The organism is Mycolicibacterium phocaicum (assembly GCF_010731115.1).
GTDB classification, from domain to species: Bacteria; Actinomycetota; Actinomycetes; order Mycobacteriales; family Mycobacteriaceae; genus Mycobacterium; species Mycobacterium phocaicum.
Genome location: NZ_AP022616.1, coordinates 5,356,108 through 5,376,880, shown reverse-complemented (window position 1 = coordinate 5,376,880; position 20,773 = coordinate 5,356,108). Strand labels below are relative to the sequence as shown.

Below are 20,773 nucleotides of genomic sequence, written 5' to 3'. Positions count from 1 at the left end.
CCGTTGTCCGAATCAGTATCGACGCCCGGGTGGCCGCCGTCTCTACACCGAGCGCCGAAGTATCAGACCAGGCGTTTGTGACGTGTCACAAACGCTGAGGTAGCGGCGTTGTCGCCACTGTCGTTGCGCCCCAGGTCGTCTCGACACGGCCCGGCGGCTCACTCGTACTCGACAGGCAGTGCCCCATGCTCGACGGCACTGAGCAGTCCCGCGTGGTCGGCCTCGGTTTGATCGGCGTAACGCCGGGCGAGCCCGGAGAGCGCTTCGCTCACGCGGTCGGAATGGCCGAGATAACCGGCGATCATCGACGCTCCACTGGTTCTGGCATGCCCCTTGGCCAGCAGTTGACCGACGACGCTGGCGTAACCCGTCAGCATCTTGGCATCCAACTCGTCAAGAGGTATGCGGCCCTTCATGTTTCGCAGCTGCCGCACATAGAACTGGCGACCGTCCACCGTGGTCCAGCCCAGCAGCGGGTCGCTGACCGTCTGCAGACACTGCTGGTATTCGACGACGCGTTGCCCCTGGTGGGCATGTAACGGCGAATCGCCATGAACATAGGGCGCCAGTACCGATCTTCGAGCCTGCTTGAGCTGCAGGAAGATGACATCCTTGGGTGACGAGCCCGCCAACAGGGCGACATACGCCCGTAGCCCGACACTGCCGACCCCGACGACCTTCTGCGCCACGTCCAACAGCGTGTAGCCACCGACCAGCCGGCGCCAGTACAGCGGCAGGGTCTCGAGATAGTCGTCCATCGCTTTGGTCAGCAGCTTCTCTTCCCGCGCCGGCAGCGGGGTGATCAAGGGCGGTTCATCGACGATCTTTCGCACTCCGTCGACCTCATGGGTGAAGCGCGGCAGCGCGCGATCACCGGTACGGCGTCGCGCCCGCTTGGCCGAGCGGGTGACGAGCCGCTCCAGCGGTCCGTCGGCTTCCGTGGTCAGGCGATCGACGCTGAGCCTGTTGAAAGCCCTGACGAGCAGCGGCAGATCAGCAAGCCGCCTGACCTCCTTCTGGTAGGCCATGACACAGGCTTGCACGGCGTCGCCGCAGGCGCTTTCCGAGGCGTCGTTCTCCCGCCCGGCCACCCAGATGCTCGCCACCAACCTGCGCAGGTCCCATTCCCAGCCGCCCGGGTGCGCTTCGTCGAAGTCATTCAGGTCGATGACCAGGTCCCGTTCGGGAGAGGCGTAGAACCCGAAGTTGCCCAGGTGAGCGTCGCCGCAGACCACCGGCATGATTCCCGTCGTCGGCAGTCGCGAGACGTCACGGGCCATGACGACTGCGGCGCCGCGCAGGAAGCCATACGGCGACGCCGCCATCCGGCCGACCCTGATCGGGATGAGCCGCTCGATCCGCCCCTCATGGCTGGCCTTGATCAGCTGCACCGGATCGGGCCGCCCCGCACCATCCGACCACCTCGACAACGTCCGCCGGGGCACCTTCTTGCGCAGCGCCTTACCCAGCGCGTACCGCTCGTCCCGCGTGGCCGGCGTTCGCAGCAATGATCGGTACGCCTCGGTCTCGGTGCCCGTCACGACGGTGTGCCGGTCGGGAATCGTGGTGTCCGCAAGGGGCGGCGGGTCGTTCACCTCGGACGTATACCCGCCTGCCGCTCGTGAACACGCCGATCGCGCTGGGAATCAACAACGCGCATCCCCACGGGACGGCCACCCAGAACGGCCAGAAGTAACCGGCGCCGGTGGCGAGCCAGATCGCGAGGCACAGTAGGTTCACCGCGACCCACGGCATCCACATGATGACGACCCATGCCGGAATCGACTGTTTCCGTTGCGGTTTCAGCTCACCCCGCTCATCGGATCGCGGCAGGTCCGAAACAATGTCGGCGAGCTCGCCACGGGTTTCGGCCCGGTAGAGCCGCTGCAGCCGGGTGTCGTACTCCGTCAGGGTCAGCCGGCCCTCGGCAACGGCACGGCTGAGTCGGTGAGAAACCGTTTCGCGGTCGGCATCGCCGACCCGGATGTGCGTGTCGGGCGTGCGGGACGCGGCGCTGTGGTGCGGCGGCTCGGGAAACGGGAGGTTCTCATGATGGTCCACGGTGCAACTCCATTCGCCATAACGGTGTTATGGACATTCATAACACCGTTATGGATAGATGGCAAGGGCTTCCAACGGTGCTGGCCCGACGAAGCGATCGGCGACGAAGACTATCCGGACAAACCAGTGGGCCGAAGAACACGCCGATTGCCACTCCCCTACGCAATCAATTTGCGGCACAATCGGATTGAAAAGCGGCTGACAGCCGGGGCGGCTCCGGACCGGCACCGGTCCCGCAAAATCGGCGATCATGGATACCCACCCCTTGACGCGCCGAAACATGTTATTTGCCACACCGATGGAAAGGCTGTGTCCTACTAGGTTTGGTGCAGCGGGCAGCAGAAGCGCCGATAGTATTTGGACTGTCGGCTCACGCGTGTGAGCCCCTCGGAGGTGACAATGACAGGCCAGCCAGTCCAGGGAAGCGGCAACCCTGCCGCGGCGAGCTGCGCGGTCGAACAGAGCCAGATCGGCGCGGTCAGCGTGGTCGCGGTATCCGGAACGGTGGACATGCTCACCGCTCCGCAGCTCGAATCCGCACTGAGCCCGTCGGCTGTCGGCACAGCCCAGGCGGTCGTCGTCGACTTGAGCGCCGTCGACTTCCTGGCCTCGGCCGGGATGGGGGTACTGGTGGCGGCGCATGCCGACTTGGCGCCGGCGGTAAAGCTCGTCATCGTCGCCGACAGCCCCACCACCAGCCGCCCGCTCAAGCTGGTCGGCATCGCCGACCTGATCGAGCTGTTCGCCACGCGAGACGAGGCCCTCGCGGCCGTCACCGCCTAGCGCGGTCATTGTCAATCGGAAGGTAGGTCGAGCAGGTCGCTATGACGGAGCCGGACCAGTCGAGCAGCGGGGCACGTTTCAGTAAGACGGACGTGGTGGCCATCCCCGAACATGCCGCATCCGTCCGTCAGGAGTTCTCGACCTGGTTGACAGGCCACATCGCAGTGGACCGCGTCAAAGCGAGCGACATCGTGCTCGCCGTCAACGAGGCATTGGCCAACGCCGTCGAAGCTGCGTACGCCGATGCCCCGGCTCCCGGCGTCATGCACGTTCGCGCCGACTTCGACCGCGAGTCAGGGCGGCTGACCGTGACCGTGACCGACGAGGGCACGTGGCGCCCCGCCACCGCGCAGCTCGCGAACTCTGCCCGCGGACGGGGGATTCCGCTGATGCAGGCGTTGACGGATCACGCGTCGATCGAACCGACCGATGCCGGTACCGAGGTGCGCCTGCAATGGGACGTCATCGACGCCGTGCCCGCCGGCGGCGGGTGACCCGCACCTACTGCGGCAGCCGTACCACCTGGACGAAGAACTCGTCGATCTCCCGCACCGCTTTCATGAACTGATCGAGATCGACCGGCTTGGTCACGTAGGCGTTCGCGTGCAGTTTGTAGCTGCGCAGGATGTCCTCCTCGGCCGAGGACGTGGTCAGGACGACGATCGGGATGTGGCACAGATCGGCGTCGGACTTGATGGCCTCCAGCAACTCCCGGCCGTCGTACTTCGGCAGATTCAGGTCGAGCAGGATGAGGTCCGGGGTCGGGGCGTCCGCATGGACGCCGCGCCGGTAGAGGAAATCCAGACCTTCTTGACCGTCGCGAGCGACATGCAGAGTGTTCTTGATCTTGTTGTCCGCGAACGCTTCACGGGTGATCAACTCGTCTCCCGGATCGTCCTCGACCAACAGGATGTCGACCACTCGGCCGGCTGACGACGCATTCATGGGTGACTTCCCTCCCGCTGCTCTGCTGCCATGACGTTCGGTTCGGTGATCGGGGTGGCAGGCAAGGTGAACACGAACCGCGTGCCATCGGTGTACGACGTGTCGATCCCGATGGTGCCGCCGTGATGTTCGACGATCTTCTTGCACAGCGCCAAGCCGATGCCGGTGCCGCTGTAGGCGTCGCGGCCGTGCAAGCGCTGAAAGATGACGAACACCTTGTCCACGAACTCCTCTGCGATCCCGATACCGTTGTCCGTCACCGTGAATACCCAGTTGTCGGCGTTCTCACCCGTTCCCATTGTGCAGTCGATCACGATCCGGGGCGTTTGGCCCTCGCGCCGGAACTTCACCGCGTTACCGATCAGGTTCTGCCACAGCATCGTGAACAAGGTGGGGTCGCCGTCGACGCGCGGCAGGCCGGCGGGCGGCAGCACCACCTCGGCCCCCGACTCGGCGATCGAGGTCGCGAGGTTCTGCATGGCCGACGCGACAGCCTCGCCCAGGTCCACCTCGGTGTGGGTGGCGTTGAGCCGGCCGACACGGGAGAAGGTGAGCAGGTCGTTGATCAGCACCTGCATGCGCTTGGCGCCGTCGACCGCAAAATTGATGTACTCGATTCCCCGGTCATCCAACTGATCGCCGTACCGCTTCTCGAGCAGCTGACAGAACGACGCCACCTTGCGCAGCGGCTCCTGCAGGTCGTGCGACGCGACATACGCGAACTGTTCGAGTTCAGCGTTGGATCGCCGCAACTCCTCGGCCTGCTCGTCGAGTGCCAGGCGCGCGAACTGGGAGGCTTCGAGTTCCTCGACGATGCGCTGCCGCATCTCCTCGACGTCGACGGCAATCGCACGAATGTCCGTGGGCCCCTGGGGAACTATGCGCTCATCGAAGTTACCTTGCGTGATCCGGCGGCACGCGGCGGCGAGTGCGCCCAGCGGGCGGGTGACCGAACTGCGCACCAGCATGGCCAGCACCACCGCCATGACGACGAAGGCACCGACCATGGTCGCCAGCACTCGATCGCGCCATTGGCGTATCGACGCCAGCCGAGCGGTATCGGCATCGCGCGCCTGTTCGAGGTGCCGGTTCTGGGCATCGAAGAGCGTGCGGAGGTTGTCGAACTCTTTCTTGCCGTCCTCGTTGGTACGGCTGTCCACGACGGCGGGATGCCCCACGACGACGCTCGCGATCAACGGCTGGGCATAGGTGGTGCGCCAGGTACCGGCGGCTCGTTCGATCGCATCGAGATCGGCGAGCAGGGTGTCGCGCCCCTCCAACAATGTTCTGATTTTCTGTGCCGCAGCGGTTTCCGCGCGTTGCCCGTCCTCATACGGCGCCAGGAACTGGCTGTCGGCGGCGCTCGCGTAACCGCGGACCGCGGTCTCCTGATCACGCAGTCCGGCCTGCAATCGGTAGGCGGCCACGCGCGCGGGTTGCAGGTGCTCGATCAGTTCGCTCGACACCATGTCGGTCCGGTTCATCAGGAGCGCACCGCCGACGGCACCGGAGAGCACCACCACACCCATTGCGGACAGAACCAGGTTCTGCCAGCCCTGCACCGTCAACTTCATCGAACCGAGCGCTCCACCCGAATGACGGCGATGTCGTCGGTGAGACCGCCGTAGGGCTCGGCCCGGGTTTCCACCTCGCTGATCAGCGCCTTGACGAACTCGGCGCCGGGCAGGCGCGCCAGCGAGCGGGCCGCCGCCAGCAGCCCGTCCTCGCCGAGGCGTTCACCCCCGTCGCCTGCGGGTCCCTCGAACAGCCCGTCGGTCAACAGCATCAAGCCGTCGCCCGGCCGCAACTGCAACCGGTTGACCGGCCATTCCCTGGCGCCGAGGCCGAGTGCCGGACCGGCCGTCGGTTCGAGCCAGTCGACGGTACCCGCCCCGTGCATGAGCAAGCCGGGATGACCTGCACGCACCACGTCGAACTGCCCCGTATCGGGTGTCAGCGCCACACTCAGCAGGGTCGCGAAAGTGCCGCGGCTCGGCCGCTCGGTGGTCAGGATGCGGTCGAGCTGACGCATTCGCTCATTACCCCGCAGACCGGCGAAAGTCAGTGCGCGCCAACCGATTCGCAGCGCCACGCCCAGCGCGGCTTCATCGGGCCCGTGGCCGGCCACGTCACCGATCATGACGTGCACCGTGCGGTCCGGGGTCTGCACGACGTCGTAGAAATCGCCGCCGATCAACGCGTCACGCCGGCTCGGCAGCGACTGGGTGACGATCTCGACGCCCGGACTGTCGGCGAGCAGAGGCGACGGCAGCAGGCCCCGCTCGAGTCGGGCATTCTCCTGAGCGCGCAGCCGACTGGCATGCAGGTCGACCGCGGTGACCTCGGCACGCTTGCGTTCGATGGCGTACAGGACCGCACGGCGCAGCGTCTCCGGATCCACGCGGCCCTTCACCAGGTAGTCCTGCGCACCCGACGCCATGGCAGAAACACCGAAATGCTCGTCGTTCAGACCGGTGAGAACGACAATCGGCAATTCTGGCGCAAGGGCACCGAGCCGATCGAGAGCATCGACGCCGCCGGCATCGGGCAGGTGCAGGTCCAGCAGCACACAGTCCGGATGGATCGCTTCCAGCGCGGCCGCCGCCTGGGTCAATGTGGACGACCAGTGGAAGTCGATGTCGATCGCGGCGTCGGCGATCAACTCCTCGACAAGCAGGGCATCGCCCCGGTCGTCCTCGACCAGCAGCAGCGACAGCGGCCGGTCTCCTGCGGGCCCCGACTTCGGGGACGTGGAGCGGTTCATCCGCGACTCCGCCGGCATGGACAAGTGGTCACGTCCTTCATCAAGGGGCCACCTACCTCGTGCTGACCATCTCGTTTCGCTGGTGCTTACTGTCGCGGACGTTACCAGTTGGTCCACACCGCTCCGGGCCATTGACGCGCACCACGTCGCCGGGCGCTACTCCAGCTTCTCCCGTAGCTGCGCCAGGGTTTTCGCCAGCAACCGCGAGACATGCATCTGGGAGATGCCCACCTTGGCGGCGATCTGAGACTGCGTCATCGATTCGAAGAATCGCAGCACCAGCACGGTGCGCTCGCGCTCCGGCAGCTCCTCCAGCAGCGGCCGGAGCGCCTCGCGATACTCGACGTTCTCCAAGCCGGGGTCGACATCGCCGAGCGTCTCCGCCAGAGACGGGCGGTCCTCGCTGCCACTCCCCGCGGACCCATCGATCGAGGTGGTTTTGTACGAGCTCCCGGCCATCAGGCCGTCGAGGACCTCATCGCGATCGATGCCCAACTCGGTGGCCAGTTCCGACGCAGTGGGTGCGCGCCCGAGGCGTTGCGACATCTCGGCGCTGGCCGTGCCGATCTGCAGGTGCAGCTCTTTCATCCGCCTCGGGACTTTGACCGACCAGCTGTTGTCGCGGAAGTGGCGACGCAGCTCTCCCATGATCGTGGGGACCGCGAACGAGGCGAAGTCCGAACCCATCTCGACGTCGAAACGCTTCACCGCGTTGATGAGGCCGATACGCGCGACCTGCAACAGATCATCGCGCGCCTCGCCCTTGCCCTCGAAGCGCCGCGCGATGTGGTCGGCCAGCGGCAAGCAGCGCTCGATGATCGCGTCCCGCTGCGCGATGTAGTCAGCTGAGTCCTCGGTTGTTCCCTGGAGCTGACGGAACATCTCGAGAACGTCCGCATACTCCGCCGTCACCGCTGCAGACTCACTCGTCTCGAAGTCAACGAAACACCCAGCACCTGGGTGCCGTCGATGGCCTGCTCGTCAGCGAATGTCGAAACCTCGTCGGCCAGCGAGTTGAGCACGTGCCAGCTGAAACTGTCCGGCTTCACGACCGCGCCGCCGCGATTGTCGTCGGCCACACACGTCGCCGAAGCACGAATCACCACAGCATCATTCGCCGGATCGACGACGACCCGCAGGCTCGACCCCGGCACCGCGGCCCGGATGAGACCGGTACAGGCTTCGTCCACAGCCAGCCGGATATCGGCGATGGCGTCCAGATCGAAATCTTCGAAGGCGGCGACGGCTGCCACCAGCGTCCGCAGGACCGCCAGGCTCTCCGGAGACGCCGCAACGATCAACTCAACAGACCGGTCACCGGACGCCAAGCTGCCCTGCCCCACTGCCTCAACCACGTATTTCCTCCAGCGTCCCTGTGCAGGCCCACTCACGTCGCACTCTGTGTACCCATTGTCCATGGCTGCTCAAACAAACGTGCATCGCCCGCCACCACCCGCTGTCGGCGGGGGCAACACCCGAAGGTGGGCGATCGCGTCAGCATGCCTCGAAGTCTGCGCAGCCGTTCGATTCATCTTGTGCCGCAGCTTGTTTCGCCCATCTCCCGGGATTCGCGACCGCCGGGGTGACCGCATCGGCACGCGGCCGGCTAGTACCAGTAGCGGCGGCCGCCGACCGGCCGTGCGGTCGCCCCCAGCAGCCAAAAAACCGCGCCCACCACCAACACGACAACGCCGGCCACCCACAAGGGGTAGATGTTGAAGATCAGCCCAAGAGCAAGCAGTACAGCTCCGACCAGAATCATGGTGCCTCTTTCCGTTGTCGGCAGCGCACGCACGTCGTCGTGGTGCCTGCCCCGTCTGACCTTGCCGGTCAGCGGCAGTCCTTCCGTACCCACGGGCGTCGGCTGCCCAAACATTTCGGAACTGCCCCTCGGAATGCCCTGTGGGGCACGCACATCCGTGTGGCGTAGATCGCAATATTCGTCGTTTGACGCGCGCCAGAGCTGGGAATTCTCGGCAGGCGTGGGGAACGGTTCTCCGTGCGATCATCCGATCCGTGAGCGGAAGGGTAGCCATGAGCGAGGACAAGAACACCGGTCCCGAGGAAGCCGTCCGGGGCGTCGTGGAAGGCGTCAAGGGCAAGGCCAAGGAAGTCATCGGCACCGTGACCGGCCGTGACGACTTGGTCCGCGAGGGTCAGGCCCAGCAGGACAAGGCCGATGCGCAACGCGCCGCGGCCAGGAAGGAAGCCGAGGCAGATGCCGCACGCGCGGGCGCCAAGGCCGCCGAGGCACGGGAGCGAGCCGAGCAGCAGAACTAGCACACAGTGCGACACGGCCCAGTCCAGCGACATGCTGGACTGGGCCGCTCGCGTCTGTGCGTTTCCCGGAAAACCGTTGCGGTGAAGAGTCTTTCGATGCAACAAGCACTGCGGTGCCCACCCGTCCCCGGTCGCACCATCTGTGTGTTTGCCGCTCGAATGGACTGGGTAACTGTGAAGTCAGCTGACGCACTCGCGTTGCCCGACTCGAAGGAATCAGGGATGACAATCGAACTGATGGCGGCGCCACGAAGTGCGGACGAAACGGCGGTGGTTTTCGAGCCCGCGCCAGACGAGGCCACGGCACCCGGCGTGGCTGTTCACCTGCCGGTGTTACTGGTGGGCCTGCGCTGGCTGTTCGACACCGAGCAGCCGGCGGGCGCGGTCCAGTGCCCCGCCGGCGACAGCCTGCCGTCGGTGGGCGGACGCGCGTTCCGGTTCATCCCCGCCGACCGCGACGGCCGGGCGGCCCTGGGCATCGCAGTGACCACCGGCATTGCCGGTGACGCGATCGGCGGCCATGAAGCGGCCGATTTCATCGATCTGCTCGAGGGCATGGGCGAAGAGGTGCTTGCCATCAATTCTGTCGCGGCGGGTGCGTTCTACGTGCTGACGTTGGCGCGGCCCGCGCATCCGACCTTGCGGAGCGCCGTCGTTCGCTATCGCGCTCAGCACCGCGCCGACTCAACCGTCTCACCGTTCGGACCGGCGCAGCATCCCGCTGACGCCGGCCGCGTGAGTGCATCGGATCTGCAGCGGCAGTTGGCCACGACGTCCGTCGCGCAGGCCAGCGAGCCACTGCCCAGCGCTGCCGGCGGCGTGCAGTGGATGGACCGCTTCAGCTTCCCGACGACGGTCACTGTCACCGGCACCGAGCCGTGTCTGGCCGCGCGCGCCTAGCGTTCGACCCGCCGGCCGGTCGCTGTCAGCCCCGCGGTAGCCGGACCACCTGAACAAAGAAGTCGTCGATCTGGCGTACCGCGCTCAAGAACTGCTCGAGATCGACCGGCTTGGTCACGTAGGCGTTCGCGTGCAGCTTGTAGCTGCGCAGGATGTCCTCCTGCGCCGACGATGTGGTGAGCACGACGATGGGGATGTCGCACAGTTCGATGTCCGACTTGACCTTCTCGAGCAACTGCCGCCCGTCATACTTGGGCAGATTCAAGTCGAGCAGGATCAGGTCCGGCCGGGGCGCACCCACGTGGGCACCGCGTCGATAGAGGAAGTCCAGGCCTTCCTCACCATCGTGGGCGACATGCAGAACATTCTTGATCTTGTTGTCCGCAAAGGCTTCCCGGGTGATCAACTGGTCGCCCGGGTCGTCCTCGATCAACAGAATGTCGATCGGCCTGCTGTCGCGCGGCACGGTCACGTGCACACCTTCCCCACCTATACGTAGATGACGTTCGATCCATCGTCCGGCCGCGCCGGGAATGTGAGTACACGGCGGGTTCGGCCTTCCATCTGCGGCGCCGGCCGACAGTCACCTGCCATGGCACACATCCCCAACCACGATCAGTTTACATTGTAAACAGGGGTGCTGCCCGCGGGGCCTCAGTCAGCCGCCCGCTCAGGACCGCGGCAAATTCGATTCGAGCCGATCCAACAGCGCTTCGAGCGCTTCTTCGAACTCGGCGTCGCCATAGTCTTCCGACAACAAGGGTTGCAGTCGCTGCAGCTGCGGATAGTCCGAAAGCTTGGCTCGCGGGCGGTCGGCTTCTTCGAGGATCGCCTCGGCGGGACTCAGCTGGGCGCCGCGTGCCGACACCTCCAGCAGGAGCTGCCCGACCAGGAATGTGGTGTACGCCCGATATGCCGCCACTGCGGCGGCATCGTCGAACCCGTACGAAAGCAGGGTATCGAGGAAGCTCTCCATCCAGCGCATGCTGCGTAGCGGCGGTCGCACCCACGGCGCCTCTGGCGCCTGCGTGGCCACCAGCGGGAAGAGCTCAGGGTGCTGCAGCGCGATCTGGCGCACCCCGTGCGCCAGCCGGATCAGATAATCCTGCCAGCCGTCTTCCTGCCGGCGGGCGGCCAACTGCTCGGCGTACAAGCGGTCGACGACGTGGTCGACCACACCGGTCAGCAGATCTCCCCTGCCGTGGACATATCGGTACAGGGCCATCGCCTCCACACCGCACGCCGCGCCCAACCGGCGCATGGTGAGCTTGTCCAGCCCGTGCTGGTCGATGAACTCGATCGCGGTGTCCAAGATGAGCTCGCGGGACAACGACGCCGCGTGGCCATCGTGCGTGCCAGCGGCGGGCACGGCATCAGAATCGCCCGCTGCTGGGGAGACTCCAGAGTCCTTGGCTCCCGACAACGTGCCTCCCAGTACTGGACGATTCCGGGCCCAACGCTAGCCGCTGCAGGCAACGAAATGGTGGAACGTCACCGCGGGCAGCGTGCTTTGCTTCAGGAAACGGTACGGAACACCGTCAGGGCACGGCCTTCCACCGTCACCGTGGCCCCCGCCTGCAGCGGTGTGGTCTCGGCCTCCACGGTGGCCAGACCGCTGGCGGTGTCGAGAACCAGTTGCCATCCCGCACCGAATTGCTCTGGCGGCAGCGTGAATTCGATGCCGTCGTGGTGCGCGTTGAAACACAGCACAAACGAGTCGTCGACCACCCGCTGCCCACGCTCATCCAGGTCCGGTATGCCCTGCCCGTTGAGGTACACCGCGACGGACTTGCCGAAGGCGGCGTTCCAGTCGTCGTCGGTCATCTCCGAGCCGCTCGGGGTGAAGAAGGCGACGTCCGGGACGTCCTGCGAGCCCCGGGCGCGCACCGGCCGACCGGTGAAGAAGCGCCGGCGCCGGAAAACCGGGTGCGCGGTGCGGATCGCGGCGACGCCACCGATGAACGCGGTCAACTCGGTATCCGCGGATTCCCAATCGATCCAGGTGATTTCGTTGTCCTGGCAGTAGCCGTTGTTGTTTCCGCCTTGCGTGCGGCCCAGTTCGTCGCCGTGGGAGATCATGGGCACGCCCTGGCTCAGCAGCGTCGTGGCCAGAAAATTGCGCTGCTGGCGCCGACGTAACGCATCGATGCCGGCGTCGTCGGTCGGGCCTTCCACACCGCAGTTCCAGGACCGGTTGTTCGATTCGCCATCGGTGTTGTCGTCACCGTTGGCCTCGTTGTGTTTCTCGTTGTAGGACACCAGGTCCCGCAGCGTGAATCCGTCATGGGCCGTCACGAAATTGATCGAGGCGACCGGCCGGCGCGAGGTGTGCTCGTAAAGGTCCGCAGACCCCGTGAGCCGCGACGCGAACTCGCCGAGCGTGGACTCCTCACCACGCCAGAAGTCGCGTACGGCGTCGCGGTACTTACCGTTCCATTCCGTCCACTGCGGCGGGAAGTTCCCGACCTGATAGCCACCGGGCCCGACATCCCACGGCTCGGCGATCAGCTTGACCTGGCTGATGACCGGATCCTGCTGGACCATCTCGAAGAATGTCGAGAGCCGGTCGACGTCGTAGAACTCCCGCGCCAGCGTCGACGCCAGATCAAAACGGAAACCGTCGACATGCATCTCGGTCACCCAGTACCGCAACGAATCCATGATGAGCTGCAGTGCGTGCGGGTGCCCGGCATTGAGACTGTTGCCCGTGCCCGTGTAGTCCATGTAGAACTTCGGTTCCCCGTCGACCAGCTGGTAGTACGCGGCGTTGTCGATCCCGCGGAAAGACAGCGTCGGGCCCAGATGATTGCCTTCCGCGGTGTGGTTGTAGACCACGTCGAGGATCACCTCGATATCCGCCTGGTGCAGGTCGCGCACCATGGCCTTGAACTCCTGCACCTGCCCTCCGGGCGTCGCGCCTGACGTGTACTTGGGGTCCGGCGCGAAGAACCCGATGGTGTTGTACCCCCAGTAATTCGACAGTCCCTTGTCGATCAGGACGGAGTCGTTGGCGAAGTGGTGCACCGGCATCAGTTCGACAGCGGTGATACCGAAGCTCTTCAGATGGTCGATTATCGCGGGATGCGCGACGCCCGCGTAGGTGCCGCGGTCACGTTCGGGAACGTCGGGGTGACGCTGCGTCAGCCCCTTCACGTGGGTCTCGTAGATCACCGAATCGGCGTACGCGCGCTGTGGCGGCCGGTCCGTCCCCCAGTCGAAGTACGGGTTGATCACCACCGACTGCGGCATGCGGGCGGCGGAGTCGTCGTCGTTGCGGCTGTCCTCGTCGCCGAAGTTGTACCCGAAGAGACTTTGGTCCCAACGGAACTCGCCATCGATCGCCTTGGCGTAGGGATCGATCAGCAGCTTGTTGGGGTTACAGCGCTGCCCCGCCGCCGGATCGTAGGGCCCGTGGACCCGGTAGCCGTAGTGCTGTCCGGGTACGACATCGGGGAGGAATCCGTGCCAGATGAATCCGTCGACTTCAGGCAGTACGACCCGCGTCTCGGTGCCGTCGTCGTCGAACAGGCAGAGCTCCACGCGCTCTGCGGCCTCACTGAAGAGGGCGAAGTTAGTTCCGACGCCGTCATACGTCGCGCCGAGCGGGTACGCCTTGCCCGGCCATACCTCGGTGCGACGGTTGTCGTCCGAGTCGGCGGACCGTGTCATGTGCTCTCCTCGAGCGAGAGGGTTGGGGTGGGAGGGATAGCCCGGATCAGCGCCATCCAATCATCGCGACGGCTGGATTGCACGGTTGGTTTGACCGCGTAGCGACGTGGGTACCTGTAACCCGCCGGCCTTGACGAACACGTCAACGCCCTGAGCGAGGAGCGCAACACATGATCATCTTGGGCATTATCTTGCTTGTTCTGGGATACGCCTTGGCAGTGCCGATTCTCGAGACCATCGGTGCGATCCTGGTCGTGATCGGTGCGGTCCTGTGGATCCTGGGCGCCGTCGGGCGGCCGGTCGCAGGACGCAAGGTGTGGTTCTAGCCAGGCCGTAATCAGGCCTGTACACCACGGGCACTGTGGTGACGCGTGCCGGCTCCGACGCCAGGGGCCAACCGAGCGGCAGCGCGAAAGACGTTGAGACGGTGGATGATGCCGGCCAACCGGCGCACCACGACATGGTGGCGCAGCCGCACGGTACGGACGACGAACCGATCGCCGCCGCGGAAGCTGTTGCCGCGGAGATGAAAACCGACGCCCGTCCCCATGGGGAACTGGGCCGGCGTTTCGACCGGCATTCGCCCTTCTTCGTCGGCATGACGGCGGCAGCAGGCGCAGCCGTGACGTACGGCGCAGTGCACATGCTGGTCGCCGCGCAGTCGGTGCTGGTGCTGATCGGGGTCGCCTTCTTCCTGGCGTTGGGGCTGGAACCGGCAGTGTCGTGGTTCGTCAACCACCGTCTGCCGCGCTGGCTCGCCACCACAACCGTTTTCGTCATCTTTCTCGCGCTGATGGCGGCGTTCGTCGCGGCGGCCATTCCGCCGCTGTCGCAGCAGGCCACCCAGCTGATCCATCAGGCGCCGCACTACATTCAGCAGGCCCAGAGCCACTCGTCCACGATCGGAAAGCTCAACGACCGCTTCCACATTCAACAGCGGATCACCGACACGATGAACGGTTCAGGCGGCTCGATACTCAACGAGATCGTCACCGCCAGCTCGGCGGTGTTCGCCGCGTTGGCGGACGTGCTCATCGTCATCGTGCTCACCGTGTACTTCCTGATCGACTTTCCCCGCATCCGCGCGACCCTGTATCGCCTTGTCCCCCAGACCCGTCGACCGCGGGCGATCCTCATCGGCGACGACGTCTTCGCCAAGGTGGGCGCCTATGTACTGGGCAATGTGGCGATATCGGCAATCGCCGCCGTGGCCACCGCGGTGTGGCTGACCGCCTTCGACGTGCCGTACCCGCTGCTGCTGGGCATCTTCGTCGGACTCTTCGATCTGGTGCCGGTCGTGGGCTCGACCATCGCGGGCGTCGTGGTGGCAGCGGTGGCCCTGACCGTTTCACTGCCGGTATGCCTTTCTACCGCAGTGTTTTTCGTCGTCTTCAGGGCTCTCGAGGATTATCTACTGGTCCCCCGCATCATCGGGCATGCCGTCAAGGTGCCCGCGCTGGTCACCGTCGTGGCGGTGCTCGTCGGCGGCGCGTTGCTCGGCATCATCGGGGCGTTGGTGGCCATCCCGGTTGCCGCCGGCGTACAGCTGGTCGCACGCGAGGTGCTGTTCCCGCGGCTCGATGGCACCTGAGCATCGGGCACTCGGCGCTCACACAGAACACCCGATGTCCGACAGGTCACAGCATCGCGGCGTTTCGAGTCGGGGCAGATCGGAAATCCCTGTAGCAGGGCGCGGACCAGGGATACCGCTCCTGACGCAAATCCATCCATGAGTATTGGAAGGGAAAGACATGACCGACAAGCAGAACACCGGACCCGAAGAAGCCGTGCGTGGCGTGGTGGAAGGTGTGAAGGGCAAAGCGAAGGAAGTCATCGGCACCGTGACCGGCCGCGACGACATCGTGCGCGAGGGCCAGGCCCAGCAGGACAAGGCCGATGCGCAGCGCGACGCCGCGAAGAAGGAAGCCGAGGCGGACGCCGCACGGGCGGGCGCCAAGAGCGCGGAGCAGCGACAGGAAGCTGAACAGCGCCGCTGACCAACAGATCGGCCCAGCCGGGGTTCATCCCGGCTGGGCCGATCGCGTTGTCCCGACCTCGATGCCGGCTCGGCATCACGCCGAATGGCATGCGCGTTCGGACTTCGGCAGACCGCTCCCGCCCTCGGCACTGGCGACCACTTGGGCAAGGATCGACAACGCGATATGGGGTCCCGCACGCCCGCCGAGGTCCAGTCCGATCGGCGCCTGCAGGCGGTGTAGATCATGGGCGAGAAGCCCCCGCGCCAGCAGTTCACGTCGAGTGTTCGCCGAGCGAGCGCTCGAGCCGAGAGCGCCGACGAACGACGGCTGCGCATCGCCGTTCCATCGCCGCGAGTCAAGGGCCTCGAGTAGCAGCGGCACCGCGAAGCGCTCATCGTGGGTGAGATCGACGATTGCCGTCTTCGCGTCGATGCGCCCCGCTTCCCGCTCATGCCGCAGGTAGCGATCGGGCCGATCAGCAACGAGTTCCACCGGATCCGAGAAGCGCTCGGGGTGCAGGAATGCCGACCGGGGATCACAAACCACGACCGCAAACCCCATACGGGTGGCCAGCGCCGCGAGTTCGACGGCGATGTCGCTGATACCGAAAATGACCATGCGGGGCGCTGATTCGTAACGCGTGCAGAATACCGGCGCATCACCGGCCTGGACCAACGACGTGTGACCGGTTTGCAGGTTCAGAAAGGTGGCTGCCGACTGACCGGCATGCAGTGCCGAGAGCAGGGCGGGCAGTTCCGGAAAGTGTTGCGGTGTCACCGGATGCATGGCCACCCGCACCGTGCCACCACAGGGCCCGCGCGGCGCGAAAGGATCGCCGCTCAACCGGTCTGCGTCGTATTCGACTGTCCGGCAGCCGATCTCCTCCACCCGGCCGGCATAGTCCAGGAACACCCTCCGGGCCCGCGCGAACAAGTCCGCCTCGACGCAGCCCGATGACACGCTGCCCGCCATCGCCGCACTCCGGTCGAATGCCATCATCGACCCGGGCGGGTATGGGGATCGGTCGTAGGTGTCGAGGACCGTGACCGCGAGAACCGCCTCACCAAGTTCGTATCGCCGCGCAATCCATTGCAGCACAGGCTTATTCTTCATCGATGTCCTCTCCGCACGCCAGGTCGGAGCATTCGACCCCGGACCAGATCGGGATGTGCCGCCAGGAACGGGCGGCGTAAACGGCGGCAGCCACGGTCGCGGACAGGCCACGTCGCCAGTCCGCCACGACCAGGGCAGCAGCGGGAGCGGGTACCGACACCACGGCCGCGCCCAACGCAACCAGAATCTTCGACACCCCACCGCCGGCGAGCGCATTCACGGCACATTCGAGCCAATGACCATCGGCAGCACTATGCCAAGGGTCGTGGTGCTCATCGTGGTACTCGTTGAGGCATGTTACTCAGACGACCTCGCAACGCGCCCGGCCTCCGGCCTCATCGCCAGGTCGACGCACAGGAGTTGCCACCCGTACCGGCCATCTGATGACACAAGAGGCCGACAGTGCGATGCTCTTACCGCCTCAAGTGACAGCGAGCGCGCGCAAAGGCAGGGTGAGAGTGACAGGCGATGGAGCAATCGGCCGGCCGGTGAGCCGGGTCGAGGGACGCGACAAGGTGACCGGCGGCGCGCGCTACACAGCCGATACCGCGGTGCGCGGTGTGCAGTACGCGGTGCTGGTGCAGTCCACCGTGGCGCATGGCCGCATCACCGCGGACTCGCTGGCGGCCGCCGCCGCCCGCGCCCAGTCCGCGCCCGGGGTGAACTGCGTGCTGACGCCGTTGAATTGTCCTGCTCTGCATAAGCTTCCAGTCGATCTGACGTGGGATCTGCCACTGGAGCGCCGTCCACCGCTGTCGGATCTGACCGTTCAACACCGTGGCCAGCACGTGGCCCTGGTGGTCGCCGACACGCTGGAGAACGCACAGTTCGCGGCATCGTCGATGGACGTGAGATACGAGGAGCTACCCGCGCTCCTGACGGCTCGCGATGTGCTGGATGCACCAGACCTGCCGACCAGCGACGACGGGGTCGTACGCAGCGGCACCTACCGACCCGATCATTTCGTCAAACTCGAAGACGAAAAGCTCCAAGATCACCGTGGCCCTGCCGATGAACCGGCCGAGGGCATCAAGATGGCGTTGCGCTACACCACGCCAGAGAATGCCCATTATCCCATCGAGCTGGCAGCCACGATCGCGAGCTGGGACGGTGATCTGCTGACGGTGCACGACACGACGCGGTGGATCGCCGGCGAACGGCTGGCTCTGGCAGCCTATTTGGGCATCTCGGTCGACAATGTGCGGGTCATCGCCCCGCTGGTCGGCGGAGCGTTCGGTTCCAAGAGCTTCATGTGGATGCACGTCGTCCTGTGCGCCGTGGCTGCGCGAACTACCGGCCAGCCGGTCAAGATGGTCCTCAGTCGTGCTCAGATGTTCACCTCGACCGGACACCGTCCGCCAACTGAACAGCATCTGCGCCTGGTCGCCGATCCGCACGCCCGGCTGGCCAGCATCGAACACCACACCCTCACCGAGACATCGACGGTCGCGCATTTCTGCGAACCGGCCGGCCTCAGTACGCGGTTCCTCTACCGATCACCACGAATGGTCGTCTCGCACACGGTCGCCCGGGTACATGCCCCGACGCCGTGTTTCATGCGCGGGCCCGGCGAAGCGCCCGGGCTGTTCGCTCTGGAGGTCGCCATGGACGAGCTGGCCCACGAGCTGAATGTCGACCCGCTACAGCTACGTATCACCAACTATGCCGCGAACGATCAAGCCAGCGGACGCCCGTGGTCCGACGAGAATCTGCTCCGCTGTTACCGGGAGGGGGCGGATCGCTTCGGTTGGGCGCATCGACCACCCGAACCCCGGTCGCAGCGCCGCGACGACGTGCTCGTCGGCTGGGGTATGGCGACCGCGACTTATCCGGGACGCCGGATGCCCGCCGGCTGTCGCGTCCGGACCACGCGCGACGGCGTTGTCGAATTCTCCTCTGCCACACACGAGGTCGGCACCGGCGTACGGACCGTCATGACACAGATCGCCGCAGACTCCGCGGGATTGCTCCTGCCGCAGGTGGCATTCTTCTCGGGTGATTCCGCCTTCCCGAGCGCCCCGTACAGCGGAGCCTCACAAACCACCGCGGCCGTCGGCTCGGCGGTGTACGACGCCGGCCGGGAATGGAAACGCCGGCTGCTCGAACATCTCGTGGTCGACCAACATTCGCCGTACTCCGGATGCGATCCACAGACGCTCGATATCCGCGACGGCAAGGTGATCAGCACCGATCCAGAACGTCCGGCGGCCGCAGTCACACAACTGATTGAGGCTTCCGACAATCCATTTCACGAGCGGCTGACCTTCACCATCACCAGCGACAGTGCGCCGGAAGGCGGGCCGGTCTCGCAATCTTTCGGTGCCCACTTCTGCGAGGTGGAAGTCGATGAGGGCATCGGGCGAGCCACCGTCACCCGCTGGGTCGCGGTCATGGACTGCGGCCGCGTCATCAACCCGAAGCTGGCGCGCAGCCAGGTCATCGGCGGCATCACCTTCGGGCTCGGCATGGCACTGCTGGAACAAGTGCCCTACGACCCGGGTACCGGTCATGCCCTCGGCGAGTATTACGTGCCGACTCACGCCGACATCCCGAGGTTCGACATCGCCTTCATCGACAGCGCCGACCCCCACCTGAACGCGTTCGGTGCCCGCGGCATCGGCGAAATCGGTGTCTGCGGCGTGTCCGCGGCGATCGCCAACGCCGTCTTCCATGCCACCGGTCGCCGGGTACGCGACCTGCCGATCACGATCGAAAATCTGTTGCCAACGTTCGGCACAGCATCCCAGGGGCAATCCAGATGACGGAATACACCATCGGGCTGATCGTCAACGGCACTCCAGTCACGATGACAGCCGACGTCCGCACCACTCTGCTGGACCTGCTGCGTGAACGCCTGCAGCTCACCGGCACGAAGAAGGGCTGCGATCACGGCCTCTGCGGCGCCTGCACGGTTTCGGTCGACGCTCGGCGGGTCCTGAGCTGCCTCACCCTGGCCGTGACGATCGAGGGCGCCACTGTCGTGACCATCGAAGGCATCGCCCAAGACGACCAGCTGCACCCGCTGCAAGAAGCATTCATCGACCACGACGGATTCCAATGTGGTTACTGCACGCCCGGCCAGATCTGTTCTGCCCGCGCCATGCTCGCCGAACACGCACGCGGGGATCTGTCCGCCGCAACCTTCGACGGCCCGTTCACCGACCTCGCGAATGGACCGGATACCTTATCTACCAACGAAATCCGTGAACGCATGGCAGGCAACATCTGCCGTTGCGGCGCCTACCCCAACATCGTCGACGCCATCGCGTCATGCCTGCCCGAGCATCGCCCATGAAGACTTTCGACTTCCACCGCGCCCGAGATGTCGACGACGCCCTCGATCTTGCGGCCCGTGCCGGCGCCACCTACTACGCGGGCGGCACAAACCTGCTGGACCTGATGAAGCTCGGTGTCGCAGCGCCGACGACTGTGGTCGATGTCAGCCAACTCGGCTTGGATCAGATCACCGCGACCGATGACGGCGGCATCATGATCGGCTCCGGCGTCAGCAACAGCGCAATCGCCAACCACGATCTGGTCCGAACTCAGTATCCGGTGTTGTCGCAGGCGATCCTGTCCGGGGCAACAACCCAGCTTCGGAACATGGCCACCGCCGGCGGCAATCTCCTGCAACGGACTCGTTGTCCCTACTTCATGGACGCCGAGTTCCCGGCGTGTAACAAACGCCGGCCCGGGTCTGGATGCGGTGCGCTACAAGGTTTCAACCGTGAGCACGCGCTGTTCGGGGCCAGTCCGTCCTGCGTCGCGGTGCACCCGTCTGACATGGCGGTGGCGCTGTCGATGCTCGATGCGGTGGTGCACGTCCGGGCGAGCACCGGTTCGCGCAGCATCTCGCTGGCCGATTTCTTCCGGCTTCCCGGGGACGAACCCGACCGGGACAACACGCTGCTACCAGGCGAACTGATCGTCGGCATTCAGTTGCCGCCATCGGAATACGCCCGCCGCAGTTGGTATCTCAAGGTCCGCGACCGCCACAGCTATGCCTTCGCCCTGGTATCAGTTGCAGTTGGCCTGACACTTGACGACGGCGTCGTCATCTCAGCGGCCATCTCGCTCGGCGGCGTCGCCGCCAAACCGTGGCGCGTACCCGATGCCGAATCGGCACTCGTCGGTAATGCCGCCGGCGACGAGGCCTTTCGGAACGCAGCTGAAATCGCGCTGCGCGGCGCCGCCCCGCTGAGCCAGAACCGATTCAAAGTCGACCTCGGCAAGCACAGCGTCCTGCGGGCCCTGCACAAGGCCAGTACACGGTGACGCT

At 65.6% G+C, this 20,773-nt stretch carries 22 protein-coding genes; 9 read left to right on the top strand and 13 right to left on the bottom strand.

The window, feature by feature from the left end; all coding sequences use genetic code 11:
* Positions 1-158 precede the first annotated feature (158 nt).
* Complete coding sequence (locus G6N46_RS25895; protein WP_138250249.1) at positions 159-1,562, bottom strand: DUF2252 domain-containing protein; 1,404 nt, start codon at positions 1,560-1,562, stop codon at positions 159-161.
* The gene (locus tag G6N46_RS25890) at positions 1,462-2,061 is read right to left on the bottom strand and encodes a DUF1707 domain-containing protein (protein WP_138250216.1); all 600 of its coding nucleotides are present in this window, start codon (positions 2,059-2,061) and stop codon (positions 1,462-1,464) included. The genes G6N46_RS25895 and G6N46_RS25890 overlap by 101 nt, the downstream gene beginning before the upstream one ends.
* A 399-nt stretch (positions 2,062-2,460) precedes the next feature.
* Between G6N46_RS25890 and G6N46_RS25885 the strand changes: the two genes are divergently transcribed.
* Together G6N46_RS25885 and G6N46_RS25880 are read left to right on the top strand one after the other, a co-directional pair.
* On the top strand, positions 2,461-2,844 hold the full coding sequence (locus G6N46_RS25885) for an STAS domain-containing protein (RefSeq protein WP_138250217.1): 384 nt from the start codon (positions 2,461-2,463) through the stop codon (positions 2,842-2,844).
* 41 nt (positions 2,845-2,885) lie between these two features.
* The gene (locus G6N46_RS25880) at positions 2,886-3,338 is read left to right on the top strand and encodes an ATP-binding protein (protein ID WP_135355433.1); all 453 of its coding nucleotides are present in this window, start codon (positions 2,886-2,888) and stop codon (positions 3,336-3,338) included.
* A gap of 7 nt (positions 3,339-3,345) precedes the next feature.
* Here the strand turns inward: G6N46_RS25880 and G6N46_RS25875 are convergent, their stop codons facing one another.
* From G6N46_RS25875 to G6N46_RS25850, 6 genes are all read right to left on the bottom strand, one after another.
* Positions 3,346-3,789 carry a response regulator gene (locus G6N46_RS25875; protein ID WP_138250218.1) on the bottom strand — a complete coding sequence of 148 codons (444 nt, stop codon included), beginning with the start codon at positions 3,787-3,789 and terminating at the stop codon, positions 3,346-3,348.
* Positions 3,786-5,363, bottom strand: a complete 1,578-nt coding sequence (locus tag G6N46_RS25870) for a sensor histidine kinase (protein ID WP_138250219.1) — start codon at positions 5,361-5,363, stop codon at positions 3,786-3,788. Before G6N46_RS25870 ends, G6N46_RS25875 begins: the two co-directional genes overlap by 4 nt.
* A complete protein-coding gene (locus tag G6N46_RS25865; RefSeq protein ID WP_234880741.1) occupies positions 5,360-6,553 on the bottom strand; it encodes a PP2C family protein-serine/threonine phosphatase in 1,194 nt (397 codons plus the stop codon). The genes G6N46_RS25870 and G6N46_RS25865 overlap by 4 nt, the downstream gene beginning before the upstream one ends.
* 156 nt (positions 6,554-6,709) lie before the next feature.
* The gene (locus tag G6N46_RS25860) at positions 6,710-7,435 is read right to left on the bottom strand and encodes a SigB/SigF/SigG family RNA polymerase sigma factor (protein ID WP_234880744.1); all 726 of its coding nucleotides are present in this window, start codon (positions 7,433-7,435) and stop codon (positions 6,710-6,712) included.
* A gap of 26 nt (positions 7,436-7,461) precedes the next feature.
* Entirely contained in the window at positions 7,462-7,908 is a 447-nt protein-coding gene (locus tag G6N46_RS25855; RefSeq protein ID WP_163693024.1) for an ATP-binding protein, read from the bottom strand.
* Positions 7,909-8,159: 251 nt separating this feature from the next.
* Complete coding sequence (locus tag G6N46_RS25850) at positions 8,160-8,408, bottom strand: hypothetical protein (protein WP_138250221.1); 249 nt, start codon at positions 8,406-8,408, stop codon at positions 8,160-8,162.
* A 179-nt stretch (positions 8,409-8,587) separates the two neighbouring features.
* Between G6N46_RS25850 and mbp1 (G6N46_RS25845) the strand changes: the two genes are divergently transcribed.
* Both mbp1 (G6N46_RS25845) and G6N46_RS25840 read left to right on the top strand, forming a co-directional pair.
* Entirely contained in the window at positions 8,588-8,833 is a 246-nt protein-coding gene (gene mbp1 / locus G6N46_RS25845; protein WP_138250252.1) for a microaggregate-binding protein 1, read from the top strand.
* Positions 8,834-9,055: 222 nt separating this feature from the next.
* Positions 9,056-9,733 (top strand): hypothetical protein, encoded by a 678-nt coding sequence (locus tag G6N46_RS25840; RefSeq protein ID WP_138250222.1) that lies wholly within the window; start codon positions 9,056-9,058, stop codon positions 9,731-9,733.
* A gap of 25 nt (positions 9,734-9,758) precedes the next feature.
* Here the strand turns inward: G6N46_RS25840 and G6N46_RS25835 are convergent, their stop codons facing one another.
* From G6N46_RS25835 to glgX, 3 genes are all read right to left on the bottom strand, one after another.
* Positions 9,759-10,205, bottom strand: coding sequence for a response regulator (locus G6N46_RS25835; protein ID WP_138250223.1), 447 nt, complete (start codon positions 10,203-10,205; stop codon positions 9,759-9,761).
* Between the two features lie 198 nt (positions 10,206-10,403).
* Positions 10,404-11,102, bottom strand: a complete 699-nt coding sequence (locus G6N46_RS25830; protein ID WP_167526437.1) for a TetR/AcrR family transcriptional regulator — start codon at positions 11,100-11,102, stop codon at positions 10,404-10,406.
* A gap of 146 nt (positions 11,103-11,248) precedes the next feature.
* Positions 11,249-13,402, bottom strand: coding sequence for a glycogen debranching protein GlgX (gene glgX, locus G6N46_RS25825; RefSeq protein ID WP_138250224.1), 2,154 nt, complete (start codon positions 13,400-13,402; stop codon positions 11,249-11,251).
* A 460-nt stretch (positions 13,403-13,862) separates the two neighbouring features.
* Between glgX and G6N46_RS25820 the strand changes: the two genes are divergently transcribed.
* A complete protein-coding gene (locus G6N46_RS25820) occupies positions 13,863-14,993 on the top strand; it encodes an AI-2E family transporter (RefSeq protein WP_174814153.1) in 1,131 nt (376 codons plus the stop codon).
* 160 nt (positions 14,994-15,153) lie between these two features.
* Positions 15,154-15,399, top strand: coding sequence for a microaggregate-binding protein 1 (mbp1, locus tag G6N46_RS25815; protein WP_138250225.1), 246 nt, complete (start codon positions 15,154-15,156; stop codon positions 15,397-15,399).
* Between the two features lie 75 nt (positions 15,400-15,474).
* On the opposite strand, the gene G6N46_RS25810 is transcribed toward mbp1 (G6N46_RS25815), so the two are convergent.
* Both G6N46_RS25810 and G6N46_RS25805 read right to left on the bottom strand, forming a co-directional pair.
* The gene (locus G6N46_RS25810; protein ID WP_138250226.1) at positions 15,475-16,494 is read right to left on the bottom strand and encodes an XdhC family protein; all 1,020 of its coding nucleotides are present in this window, start codon (positions 16,492-16,494) and stop codon (positions 15,475-15,477) included.
* The gene (locus tag G6N46_RS25805) at positions 16,484-16,714 is read right to left on the bottom strand and encodes a hypothetical protein (RefSeq protein WP_138250227.1); all 231 of its coding nucleotides are present in this window, start codon (positions 16,712-16,714) and stop codon (positions 16,484-16,486) included. The genes G6N46_RS25810 and G6N46_RS25805 overlap by 11 nt, the downstream gene beginning before the upstream one ends.
* A gap of 238 nt (positions 16,715-16,952) precedes the next feature.
* Between G6N46_RS25805 and G6N46_RS25800 the strand changes: the two genes are divergently transcribed.
* From G6N46_RS25800 to G6N46_RS25790, 3 genes are read left to right on the top strand one after another with little or no spacing between them, the layout of a single operon-like run.
* Positions 16,953-19,256, top strand: coding sequence for a xanthine dehydrogenase family protein molybdopterin-binding subunit (locus tag G6N46_RS25800; protein ID WP_234880742.1), 2,304 nt, complete (start codon positions 16,953-16,955; stop codon positions 19,254-19,256).
* Positions 19,253-19,789, top strand: coding sequence for a (2Fe-2S)-binding protein (locus G6N46_RS25795; protein WP_138250228.1), 537 nt, complete (start codon positions 19,253-19,255; stop codon positions 19,787-19,789). The genes G6N46_RS25800 and G6N46_RS25795 overlap by 4 nt, the downstream gene beginning before the upstream one ends.
* Complete coding sequence (locus G6N46_RS25790; protein WP_138250229.1) at positions 19,786-20,769, top strand: FAD binding domain-containing protein; 984 nt, start codon at positions 19,786-19,788, stop codon at positions 20,767-20,769. Before G6N46_RS25795 ends, G6N46_RS25790 begins: the two co-directional genes overlap by 4 nt.
* Positions 20,770-20,773 lie beyond the last annotated feature (4 nt).